Genomic DNA, 25,779 nt, shown 5'->3' on the forward strand with positions numbered 1-25,779 from the left:
ACGAGAGTTGAGTTATATCGGAAACTGGGTACGAAAGAAGAAGCCGCCTTGGCCTTGTATAGTGCGGGTGTACTCCAGCGTAAATACCCAGTCGTAATACGTGGCTACATGCACCCCTAGGCCACTAGAAGCCAGAGTACGGTTGGCTAGCCGGTTTGTGACAGAGGCTACGGACGGATTCCGGACGTACCCTACGTCAACAAAGGTATTTAAATACACCACCAACGGGATGGAATTGATTTTGGCATTGTTGATCCCACGTAGCTTTACTCGCCCCGCATCGAACAACCGGTAGGTTACGCCCTGTTGTATTAAGCCATACTGGCGCCCCTCAATTACGTAGGCGTCATAACCACGCACTAATACTTCATACCCAAAGGCGCGGTTATCCGCGTAGGCCACTTGTCGTGCTAAGCGGGCTCTCCCCTGTACCCCTACGCTATAATAAAATGGCCCACCAAGCGCTACGTATTTGGCGTACCGCCCCCACAGCGTAGTGATGGGTGGACTGCCGGCCGTCAAGAAACCTCGGTAGGCCACTCCCACTTCCGCAAACTGCCCGGTCAGCGGATAGGCAAATGTGTTGCGCTGGTTGAGCGTGCTCACAAGGCTGATTTCAATGTACTGGCGCCGTGGCCCGCCTAAGTAATAGCTAGGATTTCGGTCATAGAGGGAATCTGATACCCTTTCCCGGTGGTAGGATACGTCTAGCGCGGTACGATGCTGTACGGTACGGCGCCAGCGAATACCTGCTGTGGCATATTGGCGCTCAATTGGGAATCCATCTTCCTGCCGAAAGTTGACGAGCCGGTCGCGGAGCGTGATATAATCAAGGGCGTGGCTTTGATAGTACGATATACCTCCTCCAACCCCAATACGTCTGCGCTTGCCATAGCCGGGAGCCTCATAAAAGAGCTCATACTTGCGGTTGAAGCCCAGCTGTATGTTAGCAAGAACCTGCTCATTCCGGCCCCGAAAGTTGCGCCGAACAATATGCACGCCGTAGTCTAACCGGCTCCACCGGTCGGAGCGGTCGAGCCAAGAGCGGAAGTTGCGGTCGGCGAGGGAAAAGATGGGTATGGGGAATGTATACCACCGCTCCTGCATGCTGAATAGCACTGTAAGCGTGCCCTCCCGGCATACGGCCTGGACCAGCACCTGATGAAAAAGCTGCAGGTTGAACAACCGACGGCGGTTAAGTTCTAGCCGGCGGGCTAGCGCAACAGTAGTGAGCGTATCGCCTTCCTGAAAATCAAGCTCAGCCCGTAATACCCGCTCCTTGGTTACAGCATTGCCAACAAACAGAATGCTGCCAATGCGCACAGTGGTATACTCTGGGCACTGTACGCGAAGCAGGCTATCTAACGCGGTGCGACGTAATGAGTCGGGTGGTAGGCCACTACGGGCGCTAACCATGCCAACGCTTCCCAGCCAGAAAATAAGTAAGCACAACAGTCTTCTCACCCTGAAGAAGGAGTAGGCTGACGGAGGCTCTTCGGGCATTAGAGGCTCAGATACTTAAGCAAGGCATCGAAGCGTTCCTGCTCGTCTTCGCTAACTTCAGCAGTACCACTAAACTGAGCCGTGATGGAGTAGCCAAATCGTTCTAATGTGGCGATGATTCGGGTCAGATTAGGCGTATTGAGCTTCAGAGTCAGGCGGATCTTATATTGATCGTGCTCGTCCTGAGCGACGTGGGCGCTCATAATCTTGGCGTTGTTTTCCTCTACGTAGCGGCTGATTTGGCTGAGCGAGTAATCTCGCTCTTCCATGGCCAACACCAAGATTCCTTGCTGTCCGGTAGCCACGGGCACTTTACCAAAAGCCGCCAAGGAGTCACTTACAGTAACCACCCCTAAATACTCCTGCTGATCATCCAGCACCGGCACTAGCTGTACACGATTTTGAACGGCCACCTCTATGATGGAGTAAAAATGCTGGTCGCGCTGCACGTGCACCTCCGAGTAGCCGAAAGGCACATCAGACAGCAGCTGGTCAGGCCTGTCTTGGTCAATTAGGTCAGCTTCGGTAATAAGGCCCCGAAACTGGCGGTTTTCCAGTACGGGCAGTTGGCTTACGTGGAATTCTTCCAACCAGCGGGCAGCCTTTTCCGTCGAGTCCGTCAGCTTGAGTGGCGGAATCATCTGGTTAAGCAAGTCTTCGGCAATCATGGAGTGCATCGGGGCAGGCGGGAAGAGAACGGAAAACAAGAACCAAGTAGTATCTGCCTACAACGCGTTAGGAAGTTACTGAGAAGAGAAAAATAGACCAAGCCAACTAGAAGAGTAACGTAAGCGGCTGATGCGTTGCATGAGTCGCCCAAGATCTGGCACTGGCCTACCTGACTTTCCTAATCAACGACTTTTACTGAGGTCTGGTTTTTAACCAAGAACTGCCGCAGCAATTGGTTGAATTCCTGGGGGCGCTCCATCATGGGTGCGTGCCCACAATGGTCAAGAAAGCGCAGCTCAGCACTAGGCAACAGGCGGCTGAACTCATGGGCTACCACCGGCGGCGTGATGGTATCGTTTAGCCCCCACACAAGCAATGTGGGTACATGAATTTTATGCAGATCCTTGGCCAGGTTATGCCGCTGAGCTGAACGCGCAATACTGATAATACGCAAGCACTTAGCATTGGAATTCGTAACGTTAAATACCTCATCTACCAGCTCCCGGGTAGCTACGGCGGGGTCGTAGAAGGTGTAGGCCACTCGCTCCTGCACGTAGCTGTAGTTGCCTCGCTTAGGAAAAGAGCCGCCCATGCCATCTTCAAACAACCCGCTGCTTCCGGTGAGCACCAGCCGACTTACGCGGGCCTGATTGCGCAGGGCATACACCAGCGCAATGTGGCCGCCCAGGGAGTTGCCCAGCACCGTGCAAGGTTCTGATAGGCCTATTTCAGCCAAAAAATCTTCCACAAACTGCACCAGTCCTGGTACGCCGGCTTTGGTGAGCGGCATATCATAGATGGGGAGCAGCGGAATAATTACCCGGTAATCAGAGCTAAACTCAGTTACCACGTCTTGCCAGTTGCTTAGCGCGCCAAACAGCCCATGCAGGAGCAGAAGCACTTCACCAGTGCCTTCCTCCACGTACTGAAATTCGTTCTTTTGTTTTATCTGCAATTCCATCTGGTCAGGGGTGGCCGTTGGGGGGAACAGAGGCCGACCCGGTCTGTGCAATGATACAACTCTTGACCCAATTGCCGAGCAAAGCTAGGCCGTGGGGGGTGAGTAAGGCCTCGGGGTGAAACTGCACCCCGCACAAGGGTAAGTACCGATGGCGAAAAGCCATGATTTCCTCGTGTACGTCGGCGGTGCGTGCCAGGACGTCAAACGCGGCGGGCAGGTGCTGTAGTATCAGGGAGTGGTAGCGCGTTACGGGCATGCGCCGAGGTAGACCTTGCCAAAGCGCATCAGGGTGGGCCCACTCAATTTCGGACACTTTGCCGTGCATAGGCCTAGCGCCCCGCACCAGCTCAGCCCCGAAGAACTCCCCGAGTGCCTGATGCCCCAAACACACGCCCAGCATTGGCACGCGCTGGTGCCACGCCGCAATAACGGGCATCAGAATACCGGCCTGCTCTGGCGTACCAGGCCCTGGCGAAAGCACGATGCCATCAAAAGTCAGTTCCTCCAGTGATGCTAGCGGCACATCGTTGCGCCGAACAATTACTTCGCACCCAAGCTGCCGGAAGTAATCTAGCAGGTTGTAGGTAAAAGAATCGAAGTTATCGAGCAGCAACAGACGCATACACTTCTGGGCGGGCTGGTTTTGTACGGTGTAAGTTGACCAGGGCACTCAATGTTTAGGCCCTTAGGCTAAAACACCGCTCGTAGCTTTTCGAGCAGGGTACCGGCAAATGGCAGTACAAAGCCCACTATTTCCAAGGCTAGTGGTGTAGCTTGTTGCACCACGGGCAGTACCTGCGACTGTGCCACTAGTCCCGGAGAAATCAGGTTAAGCCCAGCTAGGCCTAGGCCGTGCAAGAGTAAACTCAGGCCCAACACCCACTTCAACACGCCACAAGCGGCTCCGCCCACATTATCTAGTAAGCCAAGTGGTGTAAGGTGCACGGCGGTCTTAATGAAAGTACTCACCAAGTGTACGCCCCACACAATGAGGGCAAACACCAGCAGAAACGACACCAACGGCAGCAGCCCGAAGGCTTCGCCCACGTAGTTCCGCACCAACGGAATGGCATCATTCAGGAGCGCTAGGCCCCCTATCACCCCCAGCACAAAAGCCAGCAGGGAGGCCACCTCTAGCACCAGCCCCCGGCGGAAGCCCTTCACAGCACCAACACCGAGCGCCAGCAACAGCAGCAAGTCGAACGCAGACATGCGGACAGAGACGAACCCGAGAAGAGAGGGCAGAAGTGAAGTGGGTAAACCAGCTCGGTCTAGGCCACCTACCTCCTCCCTTCTTCTCGCTTGTTCACCGTTTATACGTTAGTGTTGTTGAGCAGATTGTTCACGGTCTGCGAAATGGCACGGCCATCGGCTTGACCGGCTAGTTCGCGGGCGGCTACACCCATTACCTTGCCCAAATCTGAGGGGCCAGTGGCTCCTACCCGCTGAATGATGGACACCAGCTTCTCCACCAAATCGGCCTCGGAGAGCTGCTGCGGCAAGTACTCCTCAATAATGGCCAGCTCCGCCAACTCTACTTCTTCCAGGTCGGAGCGGAACTGCTTCTGGTAGGTTTCGGCGGCTTCGCGGCGCTGCTTGGCGGCTTTCGTCAGGAGCTTGATTTCGGCGTCGGGCGTGAGAGCCGCGCCATGCTGCCCTTCGGCGGTTTCGGCCAGCATAATCTGCGACTTAATGCTGCGCAGGGCCGTCAGCCGTACTTTATCCTTGGCCAGCATGGCCTTTTTAATATCTGCGTCGATGTTTTCTTTCAGAGCCATAATATAAGGAAGAATGGAGGTGCAAGATTACGGGTAATTCCCGACTCTGGCAGCGCTAGGCCACCCTGGCGCAGGTCAGGAAGCAGCGAATAGATGAAGGAGTTTATCAGACCTACTATACCCGTCGTATCCTTTTAAGGTACGAAATAAGCCAGAGCAGTGTCGCAGCAAGTTGTCGCAAGCCAGCACAGAGCGGATAACCGGAAAGTGAGGCAGCCTGTTTGAGAGTGTATCTTTGACACCTAACCTCCCGTTCAGCTCACCCCAAGATATGACGAAGCTCAGCGTTAACATAAATAAAATAGCCACTCTGCGGAACGCCCGCGGCCACAACCGCCCCGATTTGCTGCAAGCTGCCCGCGACTGTGAGCGGTTCGGGGCCCAAGGCATTACGGTGCACCCGCGGCCCGATGAACGCCACATTCGTTACCAAGATGTGCGCGACCTGAAAGCAGTGGTAACGACGGAGTTTAACATTGAGGGCAACCCCACTCCTGATTTCCTGGACTTGGTGCGCGAAGTACGGCCCGAGCAGGTTACGCTAGTGCCCGATGCCCCCGACGCCATTACCTCCAACGCCGGCTGGGATACCATTCGGAACCAAGAGTACTTGCAAGGCGTGGTGCGAGACTTGAAAGAGTTAGGCTGCCGCGTGAGCATTTTCCTCGACCCAGACCTGGAAATGGTGCGCGCTGCCGCTACTACCGGCACCGACCGCATTGAGCTTTACACCGAAGATTACGCCCGCCAGTATTCCCAAGACCCCGCCGCCGCTATCCGGAGCTACCGCGCCGCCGCTGAGCTGGCTCAAGAGCTAGGCCTGGGGCTTAACGCCGGCCACGACCTCGACCTTGACAACTTGGCTTACCTGCACCAGAACCTGCCGGGCCTAGCCGAAGTCAGCATTGGGCACGCCCTAATTTGCGACGCGCTCTATCTGGGCCTCGAAAACACTATTCAGCTTTACCGCCGCCAACTGACTGGCAGCCCTGCCCAGTAGTATTGAACAATGAGCCCCTGTTTGGCCGTTAATGCAGTGCGCTACCTGCACTAACGGTAGTTGCTCCTTGTTATACCCTTCCCATGCCCCGCCTCCCCCTACCCGACTTCCTGCAAAACCCCTCCGCCGCACCCATTCTGGATGTGCGGGCTCCCATTGAGTTTCAGCACGGTCATATCCCGGGGGCAGTGAGTTTTCCGCTGTTTACGGACGAGGAACGGGCCCGCATTGGCACTACCTACAAGCAAATCAGCCAGGATAAGGCCGTGCTGCTGGGGCTGGATTTCTTTGGCCCCAAAATGGGTGAGCTGGTAAGGCAGGCCAAGAAACTGGCCCCGAACAAGCAAGTGAGGGTGCATTGCTGGCGCGGGGGTATGCGCAGCGGAGCTGTGCTATGGCTGCTGGAGCTGGCCGGTTTTCAGGTGCAGCTTTTGGATAAAGGCTACAAAGACTACCGCCGGTGGGTGTTGCAAGAGTTTGAGCGGCCTAGGCCACTGCTGGTTCTGGGAGGCCTTACGGGTTCTGGCAAAACGGATGTGCTGCACGCGCTGGCCAGTCAGGGCCAGCCTATACTTGACTTAGAAGGATTAGCCCGGCACAAAGGCTCGGCGTTTGGTAACATTGGGTTGCCAGCGCAGCCTACCCAAGAGCAGTTTGAGAATGATTTGGCGGGCGTACTGGCGGGGTTGCCCGAGGCAGGTCCCATCTGGGTGGAAGACGAAAGCCGCACTATTGGTGGTGTGCACGTACCCTCTCCCTTGTTCGGGCATATGAGCACGGCCCCCTTACTTGTGCTGGATATTCCGCGGGAGGTACGGGTGCGCAAGCTGGCCGAAGAATACGGCCGCCAAGACCCTGCCGCGCTGGCTGCCGCTATTCTGAAGATCCGGAAGCGCTTGGGTGGCCTAGTGACCAAGGACGCCCTAGCCGCTATTGGCGAGGACGACATGGAGAAAATGGTAAGCTTGGTGCTCGACTACTACGACAAAACGTATAGCCATGGCATTGAGAGCCGCCAGATTACCCGCGTATCTTCATCTACTTGCGACCCGGTGGTGAATGCAGAGCTGGTATTACATACACTGGCTACTTCTGGCTTGGCCAGCATCTTTCAAACCGTGGCACATGGTTCCTAAGCTAAGGGTGGCGCGGCCCACTTCTGACTTGGCTCCGCTAGTGCGGTTTTATTGCAATGGGCTCGGTCTTACTGAGCTAAGCTCATTTACCAATCATGACGGATTTGATGGTGTAATACTAGGCCACCCTCACGCGCCGTACCACCTTGAGTTCACAGTGCAGCAGGGTCATCTGCTGGTCTCCTTCCCCACTCCCGAGCATCTGCTCGTGTTTTACATACCCGAGCATTCGCAGTGGCTTTCGGCCGTTGAGCGAATGCAGGCACACGGCTACGACCCGGTAGTGGCCTCCAACCCTTACTGGGACCGGCTGGGCCGCACCTACGAAGACCCCGATGGGTACCGCGTAGTGCTGCAAAATGCCGCCTGGGAATACTAATTATCTGTAACATCTTTCTGCCCTATGTCCCTTGCCCCCGACTCTACCGACCAAATTCGCCTAACCCAGTACAGCCACGGCGCTGGCTGCGGCTGTAAAATTGCGCCCAAGGTCCTCGATCAGATTCTACACACCAGCATTCCGCAGCCCCATGATGCGCAGCTGCTGGTAGGTAACTCCTCCCGCGACGATGCGGCCGTGTACGATATCGGCGGCGGGCAGGCCATCATCAGCACCACCGACTTCTTCATGCCGATTGTGGATGATGCTTACGATTTCGGTCGGATTGCCTCTGCCAACGCCATTTCCGACGTGTATGCCATGGGCGGGCGGCCCGTTATGGCTATTGCTGTGCTGGGCTGGCCTATTGATAAGCTAGCGCCTGAGGTAGCCCGCCGCGTAATTGAGGGCAGCCGCAGCATATGCGCCGAAGCCGGGATTCCGCTGGCCGGCGGCCACAGCATCGACTCACCCGAGCCAATTTTCGGGCTGGCCGTAACGGGCCTGCTCGACATCAACAACCTCAAGCAAAACGATACTGCCACAGCTGGCTGTGAGCTGTACCTAACCAAGCCCTTGGGCGTGGGCATGCTCACAACGGCGCAAAAACGCGGCATTTTGCGCCCCGAGCACGAGCAATTGGCCCCCCAAAGCATGATGCAGCTCAACAAAATTGGGCAGGAGCTAGGCCAGGTAGCTGCCGTGCGCGCCATGACTGACGTTACGGGGTTTGGGCTGCTAGGCCACCTTTCTGAAGTATGCGAAGGCAGCAACCTCACGGCGGAGGTTGAGTTCAGCCAAGTACCCCTGATTGCCGCAGCCGAAGAGTACCGCGCGCAAGGGGCCGTGCCCGGCGGCACCGTCCGCAACTGGGACTCGTACGGGCACAAGATTGGCAACGTAACCGATGAGCAACGCCAGTGGCTCTGCGATCCGCAGACCTCTGGCGGGCTGTTGGTGTGCGTGGAGCCCAGCGGCCGCGATGAGGTGCTAGCCATCTTTGAGCGCCATGGTCTACACTTGGAGCCCTTCGGGCGGCTGCGTGAGCATGAAGCCGGTGAACCTTGGATTTCTGTGCGCTAGGCCTCTGTGAAGCTACTTCCGTTTTTGCGGCCGCTGCTGGAAGCAGCGGCCGCTATTGCGCTCATGGTGGTAGGCTTGCGCTTTATCACCAACTTCTTTGCCAGCAAAAGCCGTGTGTACCGGCCTACGTTTCTGCGGCAATTTGCCCTGGCATTCTGGCCGCTGCTGTGCTTGGGAGTAGGCCTGCCTTTTCTGGCCTCCTTCTTCTACCTGGGTGCTATTCCCGCTTACGAACAGGTATTGCTGGCGGCTCTGACCCTATTGATACTAGGGTTTTCAATGCCGGCCCTGGTACTGCACGCGCAATACTATGCTCGCAACTTCCATACTACCCTTGTGTTTGACCCCAAGCACAATGTGCTGGAAGTGTACGAAGGGCGAGTCCGGATTCCTTTTGGCAAGAGCGATTTGGTTCGGGTCGAGCACGTGACGTGTAAATCGCGGCGCATGTTCTGGAGTAACTACAACTACATCAAGCTTCATCTGCGCACGGGCGAAGTGCTGACGCTCACTTCCCTGCTTACCCGTCTTCAGCCAGTGGCAGAATTTCTTCGTAACACCCCACTAGAGCATCAGCAGCGGTGGTTTTGCGTTGCGTAGGCCTGTACGCAGCGCTGTAAGAGTTTCCTAGCCGTTGGTCGCATACTACTGTTCAGGTATCGGCGTTAGGTAAGCAGCTATATGCGTAGTTCGCTGCATAAGTATTCGATCAAACTAGTTTTATACCCGGTAAAGCTCGGAATCAGGCATTTACCTTTGCTTTTTCTATGGGCTTTATCTAAGCTAATGCAGCGAATAGTGCTTTTATGGTTGCTGCTGGCTGCATTCCCCGTCTTCGGACAGACAAATGAGGAGCAAGCCGAAGTAGAGTTACTTCGACAAGTAGCCACCCAACCCGCCGATACCGGCCGGGTGCGACTGCTGGCCTCACTGTGTTACGTTTTGCACGACTCGGCCCCCACCAAAGCCATTCCGTACGGCGAACAAGCTGTTCGCCTAGCTCGTCGGTTACATGATGATCGGGGCTTGTTGCGCAGCTTGCTAGTGCTCAGCAGCTCGTACGCGAACATTTCTGACGGGCCCCACGCGCTACAGCTGCAACGCCAAGCCCTGGTATTAGCGCGGCGCTTGCACGATACTAATGGCATCGTTCGGAGCTATACGGGCATGGGAGGCGTGCACCATGAGCGCGGCGACACGGCTACTGCCCTGCTTAATTACCACCGCGCCCTCGACCTGGCCTACCGACCCGGCGTGCAGGTAAGCACCCAGATAATGCTGTTTGGTAACCTGGGCAACCTGTATTTCTACCTCCAGAAGCACCAAGATGGCTTGTTGTTTACCCGCCGGGCGCTGCAACTGGCCCGTCACACCCACGATGTGGCCGGCGAGTCGTTGTACCTCGCTGAGCTGGGCTCCTATTATTTGCAGTTGAATCAGCTTGGCACGGCCGAAGGCCTGTTACGGCAGGCCCTTACTCTGGTACAGCCACTCCATCAGCCCCGGTTTGAGGCGAGCCATTTGCAGCAACTAGCAACTGTTCTGTACCGGCAAGGCAACCTCCACGAAGCTGAGGAGCTGACGCTACAGGCAATAGGCCTAGCCCGCCCAATCAAGTACTACGAGCAGGTACTGGAGGCCTACAGCCTGCTGACTGATATTTACACCAAACGCAAAGAGTATCAGCAAGCCCTCACTTGGCAACAGCGATTCCGTACGCTGAATGATAGCATCAATAACCTCTCCCGCCTGCAGGCGCTCACGGCCTTACAGGCCCGGTATGAGACAGCGGAAAAAGAAAATCAGATTCGGTTTCTGACTGAGCGCAGCTATATGGCGCAGCACCGCAACCGGGAGCTCTGGACGGTGGTAGCCCTGCTTCTGTTGGCACTGGGCGGCATGGGCATCATGTATGGGCAGTTGCGGCGCAGCCGGGCGGCTCTGGCCGAAAACAATGCTACGTTACAAGAAGCCACACTGGAGCTGCGGCAGTTGGCCGCCTCCAAAGACCGCCTGTATTCCATTGTAGCGCACGATTTACGGGGCCCGGTAACCTCTTTTGCTGGGGTGACAGAGTTGATTGATTTTTATCTGCAGCGCGGCGACGAGGAAGGTCTGCGCCGCCTGCCTGACATTGTGCGGCAAGCAGCCCAAAACCTTAATAGCCTCCTTGACAATCTGTTGAACTGGGCCGTTAGCCAGACCGGTGAGTTGGCTTTTCAGCCCGAGCGGTTGCCCGTTCTCGACCTGCTCACTGAGCTGGCTGGCCTCTATAGCACGTCGGCTGAAGCCAAGCAAATTACCATTCAGGTCGACTGCGCCCCCACCTTAGCTATCTGGGCCGATCCGCACATGACGCGTACCATCCTGCGTAACCTCATCAGTAATGCCCTCAAGTTTACGCCCACGGGTGGTACTATTTACCTGAAGGCTGAAGCCCTTCCCAAAGGGCTTGTGCAGCTAAGCATTACGGATACTGGCCTAGGAATGCCTCCCAACCAAGTAGCAGCTCTACTTGACCCTGCCAGCCTGGTCATGCCTACTCATGGTCCTCGTTCGGGCACTGGCCTAGGCCTGTTGCTATGCCGGGCCTTCACGCAACGCCAGGGCGGCACGCTGCAGATTGAAAGCACCGAACAGCAGGGCACTACTATTTCGGTTACGCTGCCTAACGCCCAGCGCTGAACCTAACCGCGCGCATGTGGCGCCATCTTCCGACCTTTGCCGAATTCATCACTTGTACTTTCGGCTATGCTTCTTCACTTCCGCGAAATGGGCCAGGGCGCGCCTCTGGTAATTCTCCACGGCTTGTTCGGCAACTCTGACAACTGGCAGACGCTGGCTCGGCGCTGGTCAGAAGCGGGCCACCGGGTAATTGTAGCCGATTTGCGTAACCACGGCCGCTCTTTCCACACCCCTGAGCATTCCTACGAGTTGATGTCGGAAGACATCCTAGGCCTGTTTAACCACCTGCAGCTTGATGCCGCTACTACTACCCTGCTTGGTCACAGCATGGGCGGCAAAGCCTCCATGCGCTTCGCCCTCGACCATCCCGAGCGGCTGGCTCGACTGGTGGTGGTAGATATTGCTCCTCGCGCCTCCGACATGGCCCACCAAGACGATATTCTGGCTGGCCTGAATGCCGTGCCCGTCTCAGCTTTGGAAACCCGGCAACAAGCTGAGGATGCGCTTGCCCAGCATATTCCGCAGCCCAGTGTTCGGCAGTTCTTGCTGAAAAACCTCTACCGACTAGAAGACAACTCGTTTGCTTGGCGGCAGAATCTGGCTGCCCTCAATGAGCACATGCAGGCCATTGGCGCCGAGATTACCAGCGAGCAGCCTTTCCTCAAGCCTGCCCTGTTCATTCGCGGCGGCAAGTCTGACTACATTTCCACGGAGGACAAGCTCTACGGAATTCCCGCACTCTTCCCTAATTCACAAGTAGAAACTATCGTGAATGCGGGCCATTGGGTCCACGCCGAAGCTCCCGATGCGGTGTTTGGGTTGGTAGATGCCTTCGCCACGCAAGGTTAACTTCTGGTCAGTAGCGCTAGCGCTAAGTACAGGCCTAGCGTAGGCCTGTACTTAGCCTGTTTTCACTTCTTACTCTTCTGCTTTGAAAGGCACGCTGTTTCTCATCCCCACCATTCTAGCCGATGATACTGCCGCGCAAGTGCTGCCACCGCAAATAGGACGGCACGTGGCTGCCCTCTCCTATTTCTTGGTGGAGAATGCGCGCACCGCACGGCGCTTCATTAAAAGTGTCGCTCCCCAGCACGTCATTGAGGAATTACGCATCAGTGTGATTGATAAGGACAGCACGGAGGCTCAGATTCAGGCGGCCCTCGAGCCAGTGCTTACTGGTCAGGATGCGGGGGTGATTTCGGAGGCGGGCTGCCCCGGCATTGCCGACCCTGGCGCCGAGCTGGCCCGCCGTGCCCACCAGCTCGGTATACGAGTAGTGCCCTTGGTAGGCCCCTCCTCTCTGTTGCTGGCCCTGATGGCATCGGGTATGAACGGGCAAAGCTTCGCCTTCCATGGCTATTTGCCCATTGAGCGGGCCAAGCGCGTAGCAGCACTCAAGAATCTGGAGAAACAAGCGCTGGCGCAGCACCAAACCCAGCTATTCATCGAGACGCCCTACCGCAACATGCAGCTACTCGAAGACTTGCTCACGACTTTGCATCCCGGTACTCGCTTATGTATTGCGGCAAGCTTAACCGCCGAGAATGAGTATGTGCGCACCGACACAGTAGCTGGCTGGAAGGGTAAGCTACCAGAAATTCATAAGCAGCCAGCTGTCTTCTTAATCGGCAAATAGCCCCACCAGCATAACATCAAAAATTCGCAGAGCGCGTACCAACACTAGCCGAAGTGGCCTACGTGTGGTACGCGCTCTGCGAGTTTTTGGCCTTCTGGCACTTCCCCTTACTTCATTAATTGATACACCAGCAGTGCTGAGAAATACGCTAGGCCAGTCATGTACAACAGCTGCATCAGGGGCCACTTCCAGCCCTTGGTTTCGCGGTAGGTGGCAGCCAGTGTACTCATGCATTGCATGGCAAACACGTAGAACACGAGCAGAGAAAAGGACCGGGCCGGAGTGAAAAAAGGTTGGCCGTTGGCGTCTTTTTCAGAGGCCAGCTTTTGCTGCACCGTCTGCTGGTCAGCATCCTGGCCTACGCTATAGATGGTCGACATTGTCCCCACAAAAACTTCCCGGGCCGCAAAAGACGTAAGCAGCGAAATCCCGATTTTCCAGTCGAAGCCCAACGGCCGGATGGCTGGCTCAATCAGATGGCCAAAGTGTCCTGCGTACGAGCTTTCTAGCTTTTCCGAGGCTATGTGCGAGTCAACCTCAGCCGCGGTGAGGCCTTTTGCTTCTGCTTCCGTCTTAGCCCGCTCTTCCGCCTGCTGCATGGCCTCTGAGGGGCCGTAAGACGCCAGCACCCACAGCAGAATAGAAATGGCCAGAATAACTTTACCGGCCTGAAAAACGAAGGCTTTGACTTTTTCTACAATGGTGATGCCCACGTTTTTCCAGCGCGGCCAGCGGTACACCGGAAACTCCATAATGAAGTAACTCCGCTCCTTGGTTTTCATCAGCACTTTCATAGCCCAAGCCGACAAAATAGCCGCTACAAAGCCAAGCAAATACAGCCCCATCAGAGCAAAGCCGCGCAGGTTGAAGATGCCCAAAATCGGCTGATCTGGTACCACCAACCCAATCAGCACCGTGTAGACCGGAATTCGGGCTGAGCAGCTCATCAACGGCGTGACGAAGATGGTAATCATCCGGTCTTTCCAGTTCTCAATGGTGCGAGCACTCATGATGGCTGGCACGGCGCAGGCTACCCCCGAAATCAGAGGTACCACGCTTTTTCCGTTCAAGCCAAATTTGCGCATGATGCGGTCCATCATGAACGTAACTCGTGCCATGTAGCCGGTTTCCTCTAGCACAGCAATGAAGGCGAAGAGCAAAGCAATCTGAGGAATGAAGATCAACACACCGCCTAGGCCTGCGAGCACCCCTTCCGTAAGCAGGTTGATGAGAGGCCCATCAAAATTGCTTTGAATGAGGCTATTGATCCAGGCTACACCCTGGTCAATCAGGTCCATGGGGTAGCTGGCCCAGGCAAACACCGCCTGAAACATCAAAAACAGGACCCCCAGGAAAATAAGGTACCCCCACACCTTGTGAGTCAATACCTTGTCGAGGCGGTTGCTATATGGCTCGTTGCGCTGGGTGCGCGTCACCGACACGGTGTTGAGCAATATGTCGTTGATGCTGGCGTAACGGGCAATGGTTTCCTGGGCTTGCTGGGGCGTCGCCTCAAACCCATATTCCTGCACCAGTTCCCCGATGTAGGCCCGGTCGTCGGGCGACAAGAAGCCTATCTGGCGGTACTGGTGCGCGTAGTGCAGGGCCAGGTAATCGTTGTGCAGGTTGAAGTAATAGCGGATCTGCCGGATCATGGGCAGCAGCTCCTCCTCAATCTCGTAGAAGTGCGTAGTGGGCGCATCTAGCATCTGCGCCATCACAATCTTGAGGGCCGCAATACCAATGCCTTTGCGAGCATTCATCGGGATAATGGGCACGCCCAATTCCCGCTGCAACGCTGCAATATCAATGTTGACGCCGTGCTGGGCCGCCACATCCATCATATTGAGCGCTAGTACTGCCGGCAGGCCTAGGTCAGCTAGTTGGGTAAACAGCAACAGGTTCCGACGCAGGTTACTAGCATCGGCCGTTACCACCACAAAGTCGGGGTATTGGTCGCTCGACCGGTCGTAGAGTAGGTCGGTAATTACCTTCTCGTCGAGGCTCTTTGGGTAAAGCGAGTAAGTGCCGGGCAGGTCGATAATTTCAGCCCGAAGTTGCGGTGTCAGCTGACTAACGCCGGTTTTACGGTCAACGGTAACGCCCGGAAAGTTGCCAACCTTTTGATTAAGCCCAGTGAGCTGATTAAATAAAGAAGTCTTACCCGAGTTAGGGTTGCCAATCAGCGCAATTCGGGTGAGGGCACCAGGGTGCCGAGGGGCAGCGGCTTCTAGTATCGCGGCCGATGCGCCCGCGCCGGCTCGACCGGCAACAAATTCCACCCCTGCCATTCGCCTAGGTTATTTCAAAACAATAGTTGCTGCCTCGCTCACCCGCAACGACAGCGTGTAATCCTCACTTTCCCCTACTACCACCGTAATGGGGCAGCCAAGTGGGGCCCGGCTGTTGAGCCGCACCTGAGTGCCGGGTATGCAGCCCATTTCCAAGAGCTTGAGCGCCATTTCAGGATCTTTCAAGCAGCAGATAGTCCCACTCTCGCCTAAGCGTAAATCTTTCACGCTACGAGGCATGGCGGGCGAAGCAGTAGTGGGACGGATGGACACGGGCAGGTGGGATTATTTAGATTCTCTTTAAACAAAGGTACCACCCTTTTAGGTTTCGGCCAAAGTCCATAAATGTCTACTTCGGGTGCATAGAAAATCGTCACAATCAACCTTATAACTATTCTTCCAACAAATTGCACAATTATAAATATTCTATGAGGTATTGCTTTTAGTGCCCAAAATGATTGTAATTTTGGCATAGTCTTACTTGTCTGTCTATGCTCCAACGCGTACTCTCACTTCTCTTCTTGGCCTTGCTTCTCCCAGCCTTAGGTTTTGCTCAGGAGAATAAAATATCAGGCCGCATCGTGGACGAAAAGTCCAAAGAGCCCATTCCATTTGCCTCGATAGGCCTAAGGGAAGAACAAACGGGTGCTCTTACCAACGAGTATGGGTACTTCCAGCTGGCTATGCCAGAGAAGAACCCTCAAGACTCTCTCATAATCAATGCGTTGGGCTACTTCCGTAAGGCGGTACTCATCAAGCCCGGCATTAAGGTGCAGGATATGATCATCGAGGTTCCGAAGCGTGCCATCGCGCTGAAGGAAGTGAAGGTGGTGAGCAGCGCCAAAATCAAGAATATGGAAATGGGCTCGAAATCTTCCACTCCGGGAGAGGGAATGATTCAGGGGATGCCCGGCAGCCAGTACGCCTTCTTCGTAAAGAATGACAAGAACAAAAACCTGGGCAATGTGCGCTCAGTGTCGTTTTACATTGGTGAAAATGGCTTCCCGCGCGAACCATTCCGGGTGCGCCTGTATAAAGCCGATGGCAACTACAACTCGCCCAATACCGATTTGCTAACCGATAACATTGTGGTATCGGCTCCTAAAGGCGGCGAGTGGTATACCATTGATCTGACGCAGTACAATATTGAAGCACCAAAAGAGGGCTTCTTTGTAGCCATGGAATGGATTGTGAGTGGTGACAAGTTTTACACCACCAACTTCATGGATAACTACACGCCTTACGGTCAGATTCTGCGTCCTACGTTCGAATTCAAAGAAAGCCGCACCTGGAACTACACCATTGGCCGTGGCTGGAGCCTGATTACCCTCGCCAGCAACGGGCAGCGCTACAACGCCATGATTCGGGCCGAGGTTGATATGATTAAAGACTAAGTCTTTACCTATATAACTGGAGCAAGCTTGTGCTAGGCCAGTTTCCCGTAAAACCAAATCGGCCGACCCTGTTTAAGGGTCGGCCGATTTGGTTTTACAGCTACTCTTATGCAGCTCAGCAAAGGCAGCTAAACAGCTCAGGTGGCCTAGATGACCACGCCGCTTGAGCCGAAGAACTACTTACGCACGGCAATTTCTACCCGGCGGTTTTCCTGGCGGCCAGATGCAGTGGCATTAGAGGCCACCGGCGCCGATTCGCCAAACGACTCGATGCTCACGTTGGCGGCGTTCATCTGCCCATTGGTAGTCAGCCAATTTTTAACGGCTGCGGCGCGCTTAGCCGCCAATTCCCGGTTGTATGACTTGTCGCCGCGCGAATCAGCAAAGCCCAGAACGCGCACCTCTTTACCACGGAAACGTTGTGCCACGGAAGCACTAATTTCAGACAAGGCACGCGTAGCGGAAGGCTTGATTTCAGCTTTATCAGTATCAAATAGAATCTTTTCTTCGATACCATACACGTTGTACTGGTCGTCGCTGCGTACGGAAACTTCCGGCAGGTCAATCTCTTCCAGCTTCACGTCAGACAGCTTAGCCTTGGTCATGTCCCAGGCATTGCTAACGGCTGCACCTGCTTTGTCAGCAGCATTTTCAATTTTGTCGCCGGCCGTACCCGCCGCATCAGCAGCAGTTTCGCCGTTGCGGTACACTACAGCCGTATCGGCAGTGGCCTCTTGTGGCTGGTCTTTGGTCTCGGGGTTCTTTAGGTCGCCGCAGGCAGTAAGTAGGGCCGTGGCAGCCAGAACAGAGAACAGTTGCTTTTTCATAGAGAAAAGGGAGAAAAGATGAGTTTTTCGCTTACGCAAAAGGGGGCCGAATGGCTAAGCTCATTCGGCCCCCTTTGCTGATGTTACGAGATTAAAAAGTCTACTTTTTGACTTTATCTTGTTGAGTTTGCTGCACTACCCATTCGCGAATGGCTTCTTGGGCTACCGGCGAAAACGTAGGCTTCTGCTGCCCATTCACCAGCGGCCATTCCTTCGGGTCGGGTTGGAATAGGTGGTTAACCCCGAGCAGCTTACGTGGCGTCACGCTGCTGCTACCCTTCAGGCATTTGGTGAGTACAGCCAGATTAGCATCAGCGCCTACATCTAAATCAGCCGTGCCGTTGAGGAGCAATACTGGGCACTTTACGTCACCGAGTTTAGCAGTGGGGTCGAAGCTCAGGAATGCTTTGTAGCGGGGTGATGTAATGTCGGCGGCAGCAAGTTTTACAGCAGTAGAATCCAGCGTCGGATTGCTTTGGCGGATCATGCTGGCAATAACTGCTTTCGCCTGGGAGGGGTCTGGCGTTTGCGCAATAAAGTCAAACAGAGCCTGTTGATTCTTCAAAGCCACCTCAATCTTGGCAGCATCGGTGCCGGCTGCTTTCAAGATGTTTGCCTGCTGCTGAGCCTGCAGCACCTTGCCGGGTAAGCCAGGGGCAGCCATTGCTACCACAAAGCTCGGTGGCAATGGCTGGGCTGCCGTGAGTAGCGCAACGTTACCGCCCTCCCCGTGCCCAATCACACCCAGGTGCTCCAGATCAATCTCCGGCCGGGTACGCAGAAAGTTAAGGGCTGCCTGCACGTCGGATACCAAGTTAGGAACAGTGACTGTGCCAGCATCGCCGCCAGATTTGCCAATTCCACGGTCGTCGAAACGCAATACAGCAATACCACGACGCGTCAGATAGTCGCCCAACGCGCCCAGCACATGATAGTCGCCCACGGTTCCTTCGCGGTCATGAGCGCCAGCATCTGAAACTAGCACCACGGCCGGAAAAGGGCCTTTGCCCGCCGGAATGGTGAGCATGCCGGCTAAGCGTAAATCAACCGGGATGTTGGTAAACAATACTTCTTCTTCGCGGTACGGGGGCGTAAGGCGGGCTTTGGGGTTTGTGTCAATGGTGGCGGGCACAAACTCCAGCAGCATGGGAACGGTAAAGCCCGGCTGCGTCCAGGTCCCATCTATTTTCTTTCCGTCAGCCGTAATCCGGCCCATGAAACGGCTGCCCGCTTCTTCAGCCGCCAGAGAAACAGTGTCGCCGTGCACAGTAACGGCGACCGGCATGCGGTTCACCTTTTGCAGGGGCACATCCATGGCAGCGAAGTAGGTTCCGTCGCTCAGCTTTACCAAGCGGAAGATTACTTCCAGCTTTCCGCCAGGAACCTGCAATGGGCCTTTCCAGTAGCCATCGAGGGAGTTTTGCGTTTCCCCGGCTACGCTACGACCGCAAGTCAACATCAACAGCAGCAGGTACGCAATTGCGTGCCGCCACCAAGGCAAGTGTACAAGTTTAATCATGCAGTAGGGTGGTAAGAACTAGTAGCAGAAAACTTAAAAGAACAAGTAGTACAATCAGCGACAGTAGTTATCTACTGCCATTGATTGGTGGGTAAGAGAATAAGTTACCAGGTTTGAAATAGATGACCTATTAACTAGTAAGCACTTAAATTCCTGGCAGTTAAATAAAAACAAACGAAGCCGTTATCCCCTATCAAGTAAGGAGACGAATGTGCTTACGTCTTCCTAGAATGAAATACTCCCGGCAACTTTTAAGGGGTCAAAATTATCACCTGATGATCTATAAACCATCATAGAAGCTATAATTATTTCTATACAATTACTTATAACCTCCTTTTAAGCCCCATTATAACCTATTTCGAATCAACTATTTGCTAAAAATCTCTCCTGTTAAGTCCTGCATTATTCGGTGATGAATATGCGCTTAACCCGTTCGCTTACGTTGGTGAGCAGTTCATAAGGAATAGTACCAACCCTGCTAGCTAGTTCTGGGAGCGGTACACCATCCCCGAATATAACGGCAGTGTCGCCGGCTTGCACCTCCGGAACGTGCGTTACGTCTACCATGCACATATCCATGCACACGTTGCCCACCAGAGGAACCCGCTGCCCCCGAATAAGCACTTCGCCTGCTCCGTTACCAAACCGACGGTCGTAGCCGTCGGCGTACCCGATGGCCAGGGTAGCAATGCGTCGGTCGTGGTCCACGGCCTGCCCGCGGCGGCCGTATCCTACGGTGTGGTTTGCGGGCAGCGTTTTCACTTGCGAAATGGTGGTTCGCAGAGTGCTAACAGACCGTAGGGCATCCTGCTCCTGCCCTGTAGCCTCCACTCCATACAAGCCAATGCCCAAGCGAACCATATCCAACTGCGATTCAGGGAAGCGCACAATGCCGGCCGAGTTGAGGGCATGTTTAATGATGGAGTGGCCTAGCGCCGCTTCCAGGTGGGGTGTCATGCGGTGGAAGGCGGCGAGTTGTTGCCGTGAGAACTCGTTATGCTGCTCCTCATCGGCGCCGGCCAAATGGGTTAGGGCGCTGGCAACGCGCAGGTGGCCTAGGTTGCGCTGCAAAATCTGGCAGAGCGCCGGCACGTCTTCCTCGGCAAAACCCAGGCGGCGCATCCCAGTATCAAGCTTAAGATGGATGGCCGGCAATGGTCCTTCCTGGGCGGCTGCCAGGTAGGCATCCAGCAACTCAAACGAATAGATTTCCGGCTCCAGATGATACTGCCGCAGCTTCTGGAACGCATCCGGCGACGGGTTCATCACCATGATGGGCAGGCTGATGCCGTGTTGGCGCAGGTCAACGCCCTCATCGGTGTAGGCCACAGCCAAGTAGTCGACGCGGTGGAACTGGAGTAGGTTGGCGACTTCGTAGGAGCCGCTGCCGTACGCAAAGGCCTTCACCATCACCATCAGCCGGACGCCGGGCTGCAAGCGGCGGCGGTAGAAATTGAGGTTGTGCACCAGCGCATCGAGGTTCACTTCCAACACCGTTCCGTGAATCTTCTGCTGGAAACCGGCTACAATCCGCTCAAACCCGTACCGCCGGGCCCCCTTTACCAGAATGGTCTCGTGACGGAATTGGTCGGGTTGGAAGCTGGCCAGGAAGGCTTCCGTGTCGGCGTGAAAGGAGGTTTCTAGGCCAGTAAAAGCGCTTTGGTTTTGGCTAATTTCAGGACCAATGCCAATAAGCCGCTCTACACCATGAGCCGTAGCCTGAGCCGCCACACGCGCATAGAGCTCAGCAGTAGGCAAGCCCGATTCCAACACATCGGAGAGAATGAGGGTCCGGCGGCCCCGGCGCGGCTGACGGGCCAGAGCATCCAGAGCTAAGCTGAGGCCCGCCAGGTCGTTGTTATAGGTATCGTCGAGGACGTAGCAATCGTTCAGAGCCTGTTTCATCTCCAGACGCATGGCCACCGGCTGTAAGCGGTCGAGGCGGCGCTGAATTTCAGCTGGGGCCACTTGGCGCCACAGTAGAACTGAGAGGCCGTGGAGAGCATTTTCCACCGAGGGCTCATCGGCGAAGGGCAGCGTAAAGGTGTGCTCCTGGGGCAGTGGCCTAGCGCGCTCCACGCGCACTACGGTACGCTCGGCAGAGGCTTCATGGATGGTCACCAGTACATCGGCCTGCTGGCTGTCGAAGAGAGTACGCTGGCGCGTCCAAGGGAAGCGCACGGTGCGGCGACTATCAAGCTGGGTCTTTGCCACCTCATGAATTAGGGCATGGTCGGCGCAGTAGAAGAGCGTATCCACGTTCTGAAACAGCTGCATCTTCACTTCGGTCTTTTCCCGCGCAGAGGCAAAGCCCGCATCGTGGGCCGTGCCGAGGTTGGTGAACAGGCCTAACGTGGGCTGAATGACGCGGGCCAGCCGGGCCATTTCACCGGGTTCCGAGATGCCAGCTTCGAAAATACCCAAGGTATGGGTGGGGTTCAGTTCCCACACGCTCAGTGGCACTCCTACTTGTGAGTTGAAACTCAGCGGGCTTTTGCAGATCAGCTCATCGGGGCTAAGTAATTGGGCCAGCCACTCCTTCACGATGGTTTTCCCATTGGAACCGGTGATGCCGAACACCGGCAAGCGGTACTGCTGTCGGTGACAGGCAGCCACGGCCTGCAGCGCGGTTAGCACCTCGGGCACCAATAGGAAACCAGCTTCGGGAAAGGCGGCTAGGCCACCTTCCAACGCCGCTTCCGCGTCAATCACAAACAGCCGCACGCCCCGGCCATACAGCTCCGCCAAGTAGCGGTGCCCATCGTGGCGGGGGCCGCGCAGGGCGAAGAACAGGGCGCCGGCCGGCTGCCCCACCCGACGGCTATCAATGAGCAGCTGGTGGATGGACGCGGCCACGGCGGGCGTTTGGAGCAAGGTGCCACCCGTGCAGGCAGGCAGATCAGTGAACTGAAGCATAGCGCTGCAAAGGTACAAGGAGTGGCCTAGGCCGCCCAATGATACTGAGGGCGACGTCCGACCAGCTCATGGTAGGTTTCTGAGCCACCAACGTGAAAGGTTTCTATGCGCGTTTGGGTACCCAACTGTTGCCCCGAAGCCGCAGGTTGTACTTTTGCAGCGCCAATCTTTTTCCTGGCTTTTGCTTTTGAAACTTTCGCGTCATCACCTGGCTGCCTTAGCGGCCTTCCTCATCTGGGGCTTCTTCCCAATTCCGCTACGCTGGCTAGCGGGTTATGCCAGCGGCCAGATTCTGTTTTTTCGCATTCTGCTTTCTCTGCTTATTCTGCTGTTGCTGCATGGCCTGGCTCGGCGCGCGACCGTGCGGCAGGTGTGGGCACAGTGGCAAGCTGCCCCAAGTGAAGAGCGCCGGGTGGTAGGCCTCGCCACGGTGGTGGGCGGTGTGCTGCTGACTTCTAACTGGCTGTTGTTCATTTATGTTATCAACCAGGTGAGCGTGCAGGCGGGGTCGTTTGCTTATCTTATCTGTCCTATTCTGACGGCTTTGCTGGGCTTTGTAGTGCTGGGAGAAAAACTGCGCCCCAACCAATGGCTAGCCATTGCGCTGAGTGCGCTAAGCTGTTTGCTACTGGGGGCCGGGGAACTGCGCAGCCTGCTGATGAGCTTGGTGGTAGCCGCTACCTATGCCGCCTACCTGATCAGCCAGCGCCGCCTGCAGGGCTACGACCGGCTGGTGCTGCTCACGGTGCAACTGGTGCTGGCCGCCCTGGTTATTTTGCCCCTGGCTCCGCTACTGGGCGCCGAGCCCGCGGCGGGTTTTCAGGACCTCCGGTTGCTGAGCGTAGTGTTCGTCTTGAGCTCTTTGTTTACGGTAATTCCGCTATTTCTCAATCTGTACGCGCTCAATGCCCTGCCCTCGGGCACGGTGGGCATTATGATGTACACCAACCCAATTGTAAGCTTCGCGCTGGCTTTTCTGTATTTCGGCGAAGCAGCAACGGGTGTGCAGGGAGTGGCCTACGCCATAATTTTTTGCTCGGTAGTGCTGTACAACAGCAGCTTGCAGCTGGGGCGGCGCTAGTAGAGCCTCGCTGCTGGTTGATTGAGGCCAAGTGAAAGTTGATTGACGAAGAAACCCAAGCGCTGCGCCCTTACGCTACGCCGTACCGTCTGCTACTAGCCTAGAAGTGTTCTGCACAGGCAGCTAGAAACTCTGAAAACGGCTACCTTCGGGCTGCTTTGCCGGGCCAAGTGGCCTAGCAGATCGTTTTCCGACTTTCCTTAAGCCGAATGACCACACTTTCCCGTCCGGCCGATGCGCCCCTGTGGCGGCGGGTGCTACCGCACCTGCTGGCCGTTTTATTCTTCTTGGTGCTGGCCGCCGTCTACTTTTCCCCCATCCTATTCGATGGCAAGACCCTAGCCCAGCACGACATAGTGCAGTTCAACGGGGGTGCCCATGAGGCCGCCGAGTGGCGGGCCAAAACGGGTCAAGAAGCCCTCTGGACGAACTCCATGTTCTCGGGGATGCCGACCTACCTCATCAGCACCCGCTTCCCCGGCGACCTGAGCATTTACCTACACCACCTATTCACGCTTGGACTGCCCGCAGTTGTAGCTAACCTGTTTCTGGCTCTGGTGTGCGGCTATGCCCTGTTTATAGCGCTGGGGCTGCGGCCGCTGCTGGCTGTGGTGGGCGCCATTGCTCTGGGTTTCACGAGCTACAACATTGTTATTCTGGCGGCGGGGCACAATACCAAGTCGCTGGCCCTGGCCTACGCGCCGCTGGTGTTGGGTGGCTTGCTAGTGGCGTTCCGGCGTAACCAATGGCTGGGGGCCGCGCTGTTCACGCTGGGCCTGACCATGAACGTGCGCTCCAATCACCTCCAAATTACCTACTACCTGCTGCTGCTTGTGCTGGTGTTTGGGGTGGTGGAGCTAGTGTTTGCCGTTCGGGAAAACCGCCTGCCCGATTTTCTGAAGCGTACGGCCTTATTGGGAGCGGCGGCATTGGTGGCCGTGGGCGTGAGCTTTGGCCGCCTATACGTGACGGCCGAGTACGGCAAGTATTCCATCCGGGGGAAATCGGAACTAACCAAATCGGCACCCACGGCGCCGGGCCAAACCGCAGCGGCTTCCGAGGAAGGCGGCTCGGGCCTGGAGCGCGACTATGCCTTTAACTGGAGCTATGGCGTGGGCGAAACCATCACCCTACTGGTTCCTAACTTCTACGGCGGTGCCTCGCAGGGCAAGCTCAGCGACAACTCTGAAACTGGTAAAGCCCTAGCCGCGGCCGGCGTACCGCCCGTGCAGCTCAGCGACTACCTGGCCCAGATGCCACTTTACTGGGGCGACCAGCCTAGCACGAGTGGGCCCGTGTACGTGGGTGCCGTGGTGTGCTTCTTGTTTGTGCTAGGCCTATTGATTGCTGACCGCCGCATCCGCATCTGGCTGTTGGTGGGCACCATTCTATCTATCATGCTGGCCTGGGGTAAGAACTTCGAGGTGTTCAATAACCTGATGTTCGATTACTTTCCCGGCTATAACAAGTTCCGCTCGGTGAGCATGGCCTTGGTTATTGCGCAGCTAGCCATGCCGCTGCTGGCCGTACTAGCCCTGGCCCGCGTCTTGCAAGGCCGCGCCACTACGGCCCCCACTGCCCCGAGCACCACGCACCCCAGTCTGGCAGCCCTCACCGGCAAACCCACTGATGATGCCACCACGGCCCTGCTCAAGCGGCAGGTGCTGATGGCTTTGGGTATTACGGCGGGTATTTGCGCACTGGCATTTATGGCCGGTCTGGTTTCTGATTTTGCGGCTCCTGTTGATGCGCAGCTGCAGCAGCAGGGCTTCCCACTGGATGCCCTGCGGGCCGACCGAGCCTCGCTCATGCGCACCGATATTTTCCGTTCCCTGGTATTCATTGCCTTGGCGGGCGGCGTGTTGTGGTTCTACCTGCAGCGCAAACTTTCCATGAGCATGGCCGCGGCTCTGGTAGGCCTGCTCACGCTGGCTGACTTGTGGATGGTAGACAAGCGCTACCTCAACGATGCTAATTTCCAGAATGAAACAGTGGCCGAGCAATTCGTACCCTCTCCTACCGACCAGCAGATTCTGCAGGATAAGGACCTGAGTTACCGGGTGCTCAACCTGGCCAGCCCATTCCAGGAGGCGAATACTTCTTACTTCCACAAGAGTATTGGGGGCTACCACGGTGCCAAGCTGCGCCGCTACCAAGAGCTGTTCGACTGGCAGATGCAGCCCCAACTGCAACAGATTTTTGCCCAGAGCAAGCCCGATGCGGCGCCAGTGCTCAACATGCTGAACATGCGCTACCTCATTGTGCCGGCCAACCCGCAGGCCAAACAGCCGGAGCAGGCCGTGCGTAACCCCGGCGCGCTGGGCAACGCTTGGTTTGTGCAGAATGTGCAAAAAGTACAGAACCCCGATCAGGAGATCCAGGCGCTGGGTGCGCTCAACCCCGCTACCACGGCGGTAGTGGACGCGTCTAAATTCCCGCTGCCCACCACTAGCTTCTCGGCTGCCGGCTCTACCATTGCCCTCACCGCATATGAGCCCGATAAACTGACTTACCGCGCTACTGCTGCTCAGAACGGCTTTGTGGTCTTCTCCGAAATCTATTACAAAGACGGCTGGAACGCTTACCTCGATGGCAAGCAGGTGCCTTACGTACGCGCCAACTACGTGCTACGCGCCATGCAAGTACCCGCTGGTCAGCACACCATTGAGTTCCGCTTCGAGCCACGGGAGTACGCCTTGGGCAACACCATCTCTATGGTTGCTTCCATCATCCTGTTTGCCTTGCTGCTAGCCGCTCTCTACTACGCCATCAAGCGTCGTCCTGAGCCGCATTCTATTCAGGACACCTTGCTCGCGGCCTGATGTGAGAGCAAGCGGTGATGTAGAAATAAAGTGAAAGGTGGCTTAGCGTGTCGTTGCAAGCAGGCTTACCGCACTTGCAAAGCTACATCTCTACTTTCT

22 protein-coding genes are annotated in these 25,779 nt (G+C 56.0%); 11 read left to right on the plus strand and 11 right to left on the minus strand.

All coding sequences use genetic code 11. The features are described from left to right. Positions 1-12: 12 nt before the first annotated feature. The 6 genes from EU556_RS18335 to EU556_RS18360 all read right to left on the minus strand — a co-directional run bounded on the left by EU556_RS18335 (position 13) and on the right by EU556_RS18360 (position 4,911). Positions 13-1,416 carry a POTRA domain-containing protein gene (locus tag EU556_RS18335; RefSeq protein ID WP_167855630.1) on the minus strand — a complete coding sequence of 468 codons (1,404 nt, stop codon included), beginning with the start codon at positions 1,414-1,416 and terminating at the stop codon, positions 13-15. 86 nt (positions 1,417-1,502) lie between these two features. Next, the gene (locus tag EU556_RS18340; protein ID WP_245327792.1) at positions 1,503-2,210 is read right to left on the minus strand and encodes a CBS domain-containing protein; all 708 of its coding nucleotides are present in this window, start codon (positions 2,208-2,210) and stop codon (positions 1,503-1,505) included. A gap of 140 nt (positions 2,211-2,350) precedes the next feature. After that, complete coding sequence (locus EU556_RS18345; RefSeq protein ID WP_135435598.1) at positions 2,351-3,133, minus strand: alpha/beta fold hydrolase; 783 nt, start codon at positions 3,131-3,133, stop codon at positions 2,351-2,353. Positions 3,134-3,137: 4 nt separating this feature from the next. After that, a complete protein-coding gene (locus EU556_RS18350) occupies positions 3,138-3,755 on the minus strand; it encodes an anthranilate synthase component II (protein ID WP_135435599.1) in 618 nt (205 codons plus the stop codon). A gap of 68 nt (positions 3,756-3,823) precedes the next feature. Beyond that, positions 3,824-4,345 carry a CvpA family protein gene (locus EU556_RS18355; RefSeq protein WP_135435600.1) on the minus strand — a complete coding sequence of 174 codons (522 nt, stop codon included), beginning with the start codon at positions 4,343-4,345 and terminating at the stop codon, positions 3,824-3,826. Between the two features lie 101 nt (positions 4,346-4,446). Next, positions 4,447-4,911 (minus strand): GatB/YqeY domain-containing protein, encoded by a 465-nt coding sequence (locus tag EU556_RS18360; protein WP_135435601.1) that lies wholly within the window; start codon positions 4,909-4,911, stop codon positions 4,447-4,449. A 271-nt stretch (positions 4,912-5,182) separates the two neighbouring features. Here EU556_RS18360 and EU556_RS18365 point away from each other — a divergent pair, with 271 nt between their 5' ends. The 8 genes from EU556_RS18365 (at position 5,183) to EU556_RS18400 (ending at position 12,830) form a co-directional block, all read left to right on the plus strand. Next, on the plus strand, positions 5,183-5,911 hold the full coding sequence (locus EU556_RS18365) for a pyridoxine 5'-phosphate synthase (protein ID WP_135435602.1): 729 nt from the start codon (positions 5,183-5,185) through the stop codon (positions 5,909-5,911). Between the two features lie 83 nt (positions 5,912-5,994). Then, complete coding sequence (gene mnmH, locus EU556_RS18370; protein WP_135435603.1) at positions 5,995-7,047, plus strand: tRNA 2-selenouridine(34) synthase MnmH; 1,053 nt, start codon at positions 5,995-5,997, stop codon at positions 7,045-7,047. Further along, positions 7,037-7,426 carry a VOC family protein gene (locus EU556_RS18375; RefSeq protein ID WP_135435604.1) on the plus strand — a complete coding sequence of 130 codons (390 nt, stop codon included), beginning with the start codon at positions 7,037-7,039 and terminating at the stop codon, positions 7,424-7,426. Before mnmH ends, EU556_RS18375 begins: the two co-directional genes overlap by 11 nt. Before the next feature lie 24 nt (positions 7,427-7,450). Continuing rightward, on the plus strand, positions 7,451-8,509 hold the full coding sequence (selD, locus tag EU556_RS18380; RefSeq protein WP_135435605.1) for a selenide, water dikinase SelD: 1,059 nt from the start codon (positions 7,451-7,453) through the stop codon (positions 8,507-8,509). Between the two features lie 6 nt (positions 8,510-8,515). Beyond that, positions 8,516-9,109, plus strand: coding sequence for a hypothetical protein (locus EU556_RS18385; RefSeq protein ID WP_135435606.1), 594 nt, complete (start codon positions 8,516-8,518; stop codon positions 9,107-9,109). Between the two features lie 198 nt (positions 9,110-9,307). Continuing rightward, on the plus strand, positions 9,308-11,194 hold the full coding sequence (locus EU556_RS18390) for a tetratricopeptide repeat-containing sensor histidine kinase (protein WP_210116328.1): 1,887 nt from the start codon (positions 9,308-9,310) through the stop codon (positions 11,192-11,194). 66 nt (positions 11,195-11,260) lie between these two features. Beyond that, the gene (locus tag EU556_RS18395) at positions 11,261-12,043 is read left to right on the plus strand and encodes an alpha/beta fold hydrolase (RefSeq protein ID WP_135435608.1); all 783 of its coding nucleotides are present in this window, start codon (positions 11,261-11,263) and stop codon (positions 12,041-12,043) included. An 82-nt stretch (positions 12,044-12,125) separates the two neighbouring features. Beyond that, a complete protein-coding gene (locus EU556_RS18400) occupies positions 12,126-12,830 on the plus strand; it encodes an SAM-dependent methyltransferase (protein ID WP_135435609.1) in 705 nt (234 codons plus the stop codon). A gap of 107 nt (positions 12,831-12,937) precedes the next feature. On the opposite strand, the gene feoB is transcribed toward EU556_RS18400, so the two are convergent. Beyond that, entirely contained in the window at positions 12,938-15,112 is a 2,175-nt protein-coding gene (gene feoB, locus EU556_RS18405; RefSeq protein ID WP_394346118.1) for a ferrous iron transport protein B, read from the minus strand. Between the two features lie 18 nt (positions 15,113-15,130). Further along, on the minus strand, positions 15,131-15,394 hold the full coding sequence (locus tag EU556_RS18410) for a FeoA family protein (RefSeq protein ID WP_394346119.1): 264 nt from the start codon (positions 15,392-15,394) through the stop codon (positions 15,131-15,133). Between the two features lie 218 nt (positions 15,395-15,612). Between EU556_RS18410 and EU556_RS18415 the strand changes: the two genes are divergently transcribed. Continuing rightward, positions 15,613-16,515: a carboxypeptidase-like regulatory domain-containing protein gene (locus EU556_RS18415; protein ID WP_135435611.1), complete on the plus strand. Its 903-nt coding sequence runs from the start codon at positions 15,613-15,615 to the stop codon at positions 16,513-16,515. A gap of 176 nt (positions 16,516-16,691) precedes the next feature. Here EU556_RS18415 and EU556_RS18420 read toward each other — a convergent pair whose 3' ends face one another. The 3 genes from EU556_RS18420 to EU556_RS18430 all read right to left on the minus strand — a co-directional run bounded on the left by EU556_RS18420 (position 16,692) and on the right by EU556_RS18430 (position 21,777). Next, positions 16,692-17,342 (minus strand): OmpA family protein, encoded by a 651-nt coding sequence (locus tag EU556_RS18420; protein ID WP_135435612.1) that lies wholly within the window; start codon positions 17,340-17,342, stop codon positions 16,692-16,694. 100 nt (positions 17,343-17,442) lie between these two features. After that, on the minus strand, positions 17,443-18,861 hold the full coding sequence (locus tag EU556_RS18425) for an alpha/beta hydrolase family protein (RefSeq protein ID WP_135435613.1): 1,419 nt from the start codon (positions 18,859-18,861) through the stop codon (positions 17,443-17,445). Positions 18,862-19,263: 402 nt separating this feature from the next. After that, a complete protein-coding gene (locus EU556_RS18430; RefSeq protein WP_135435614.1) occupies positions 19,264-21,777 on the minus strand; it encodes a bifunctional UDP-N-acetylmuramoyl-tripeptide:D-alanyl-D-alanine ligase/alanine racemase in 2,514 nt (837 codons plus the stop codon). A 181-nt stretch (positions 21,778-21,958) separates the two neighbouring features. Here EU556_RS18430 and EU556_RS18435 point away from each other — a divergent pair, with 181 nt between their 5' ends. Both EU556_RS18435 and EU556_RS18440 read left to right on the plus strand, forming a co-directional pair. Further along, positions 21,959-22,858: an EamA family transporter gene (locus EU556_RS18435; RefSeq protein ID WP_135435615.1), complete on the plus strand. Its 900-nt coding sequence runs from the start codon at positions 21,959-21,961 to the stop codon at positions 22,856-22,858. A gap of 209 nt (positions 22,859-23,067) precedes the next feature. Continuing rightward, positions 23,068-25,680, plus strand: coding sequence for a YfhO family protein (locus EU556_RS18440; protein WP_135435616.1), 2,613 nt, complete (start codon positions 23,068-23,070; stop codon positions 25,678-25,680). Positions 25,681-25,779: the final 99 nt, after the last annotated feature.

The sequence above is a fragment of the Hymenobacter fodinae genome (assembly GCF_004745825.1).
In the GTDB taxonomy this organism is placed as follows: domain Bacteria; phylum Bacteroidota; class Bacteroidia; order Cytophagales; family Hymenobacteraceae; genus Hymenobacter; species Hymenobacter fodinae.

Bases quoted from the DNA above. Each gene is read 5' to 3' on its own strand.
- EU556_RS18335 (WP_167855630.1), bottom strand. From the start codon at position 1,416: ATGGTTAGCGCCCGTAGTGGCCTACCACCCGACTCATTACGTCGCACC.
- EU556_RS18345 (WP_135435598.1), bottom strand. From the start codon at position 3,133: ATGGAATTGCAGATAAAACAAAAGAACGAATTTCAGTACGTGGAGGAA.
- EU556_RS18350 (WP_135435599.1), bottom strand. From the start codon at position 3,755: ATGCGTCTGTTGCTGCTCGATAACTTCGATTCTTTTACCTACAACCTG.
- EU556_RS18355 (WP_135435600.1), bottom strand. From the start codon at position 4,345: ATGTCTGCGTTCGACTTGCTGCTGTTGCTGGCGCTCGGTGTTGGTGCT.
- EU556_RS18360 (WP_135435601.1), bottom strand. From the start codon at position 4,911: ATGGCTCTGAAAGAAAACATCGACGCAGATATTAAAAAGGCCATGCTG.
- EU556_RS18365 (WP_135435602.1), top strand. From the start codon at position 5,183: ATGACGAAGCTCAGCGTTAACATAAATAAAATAGCCACTCTGCGGAAC.
- mnmH (WP_135435603.1), top strand. From the start codon at position 5,995: ATGCCCCGCCTCCCCCTACCCGACTTCCTGCAAAACCCCTCCGCCGCA.
- EU556_RS18375 (WP_135435604.1), top strand. From the start codon at position 7,037: ATGGTTCCTAAGCTAAGGGTGGCGCGGCCCACTTCTGACTTGGCTCCG.
- selD (WP_135435605.1), top strand. From the start codon at position 7,451: ATGTCCCTTGCCCCCGACTCTACCGACCAAATTCGCCTAACCCAGTAC.
- EU556_RS18395 (WP_135435608.1), top strand. From the start codon at position 11,261: ATGCTTCTTCACTTCCGCGAAATGGGCCAGGGCGCGCCTCTGGTAATT.
- EU556_RS18415 (WP_135435611.1), top strand. From the start codon at position 15,613: ATGCTCCAACGCGTACTCTCACTTCTCTTCTTGGCCTTGCTTCTCCCA.
- EU556_RS18420 (WP_135435612.1), bottom strand. From the start codon at position 17,342: ATGAAAAAGCAACTGTTCTCTGTTCTGGCTGCCACGGCCCTACTTACT.
- EU556_RS18425 (WP_135435613.1), bottom strand. From the start codon at position 18,861: ATGATTAAACTTGTACACTTGCCTTGGTGGCGGCACGCAATTGCGTAC.
- EU556_RS18430 (WP_135435614.1), bottom strand. From the start codon at position 21,777: ATGCTTCAGTTCACTGATCTGCCTGCCTGCACGGGTGGCACCTTGCTC.
- EU556_RS18440 (WP_135435616.1), top strand. From the start codon at position 23,068: ATGACCACACTTTCCCGTCCGGCCGATGCGCCCCTGTGGCGGCGGGTG.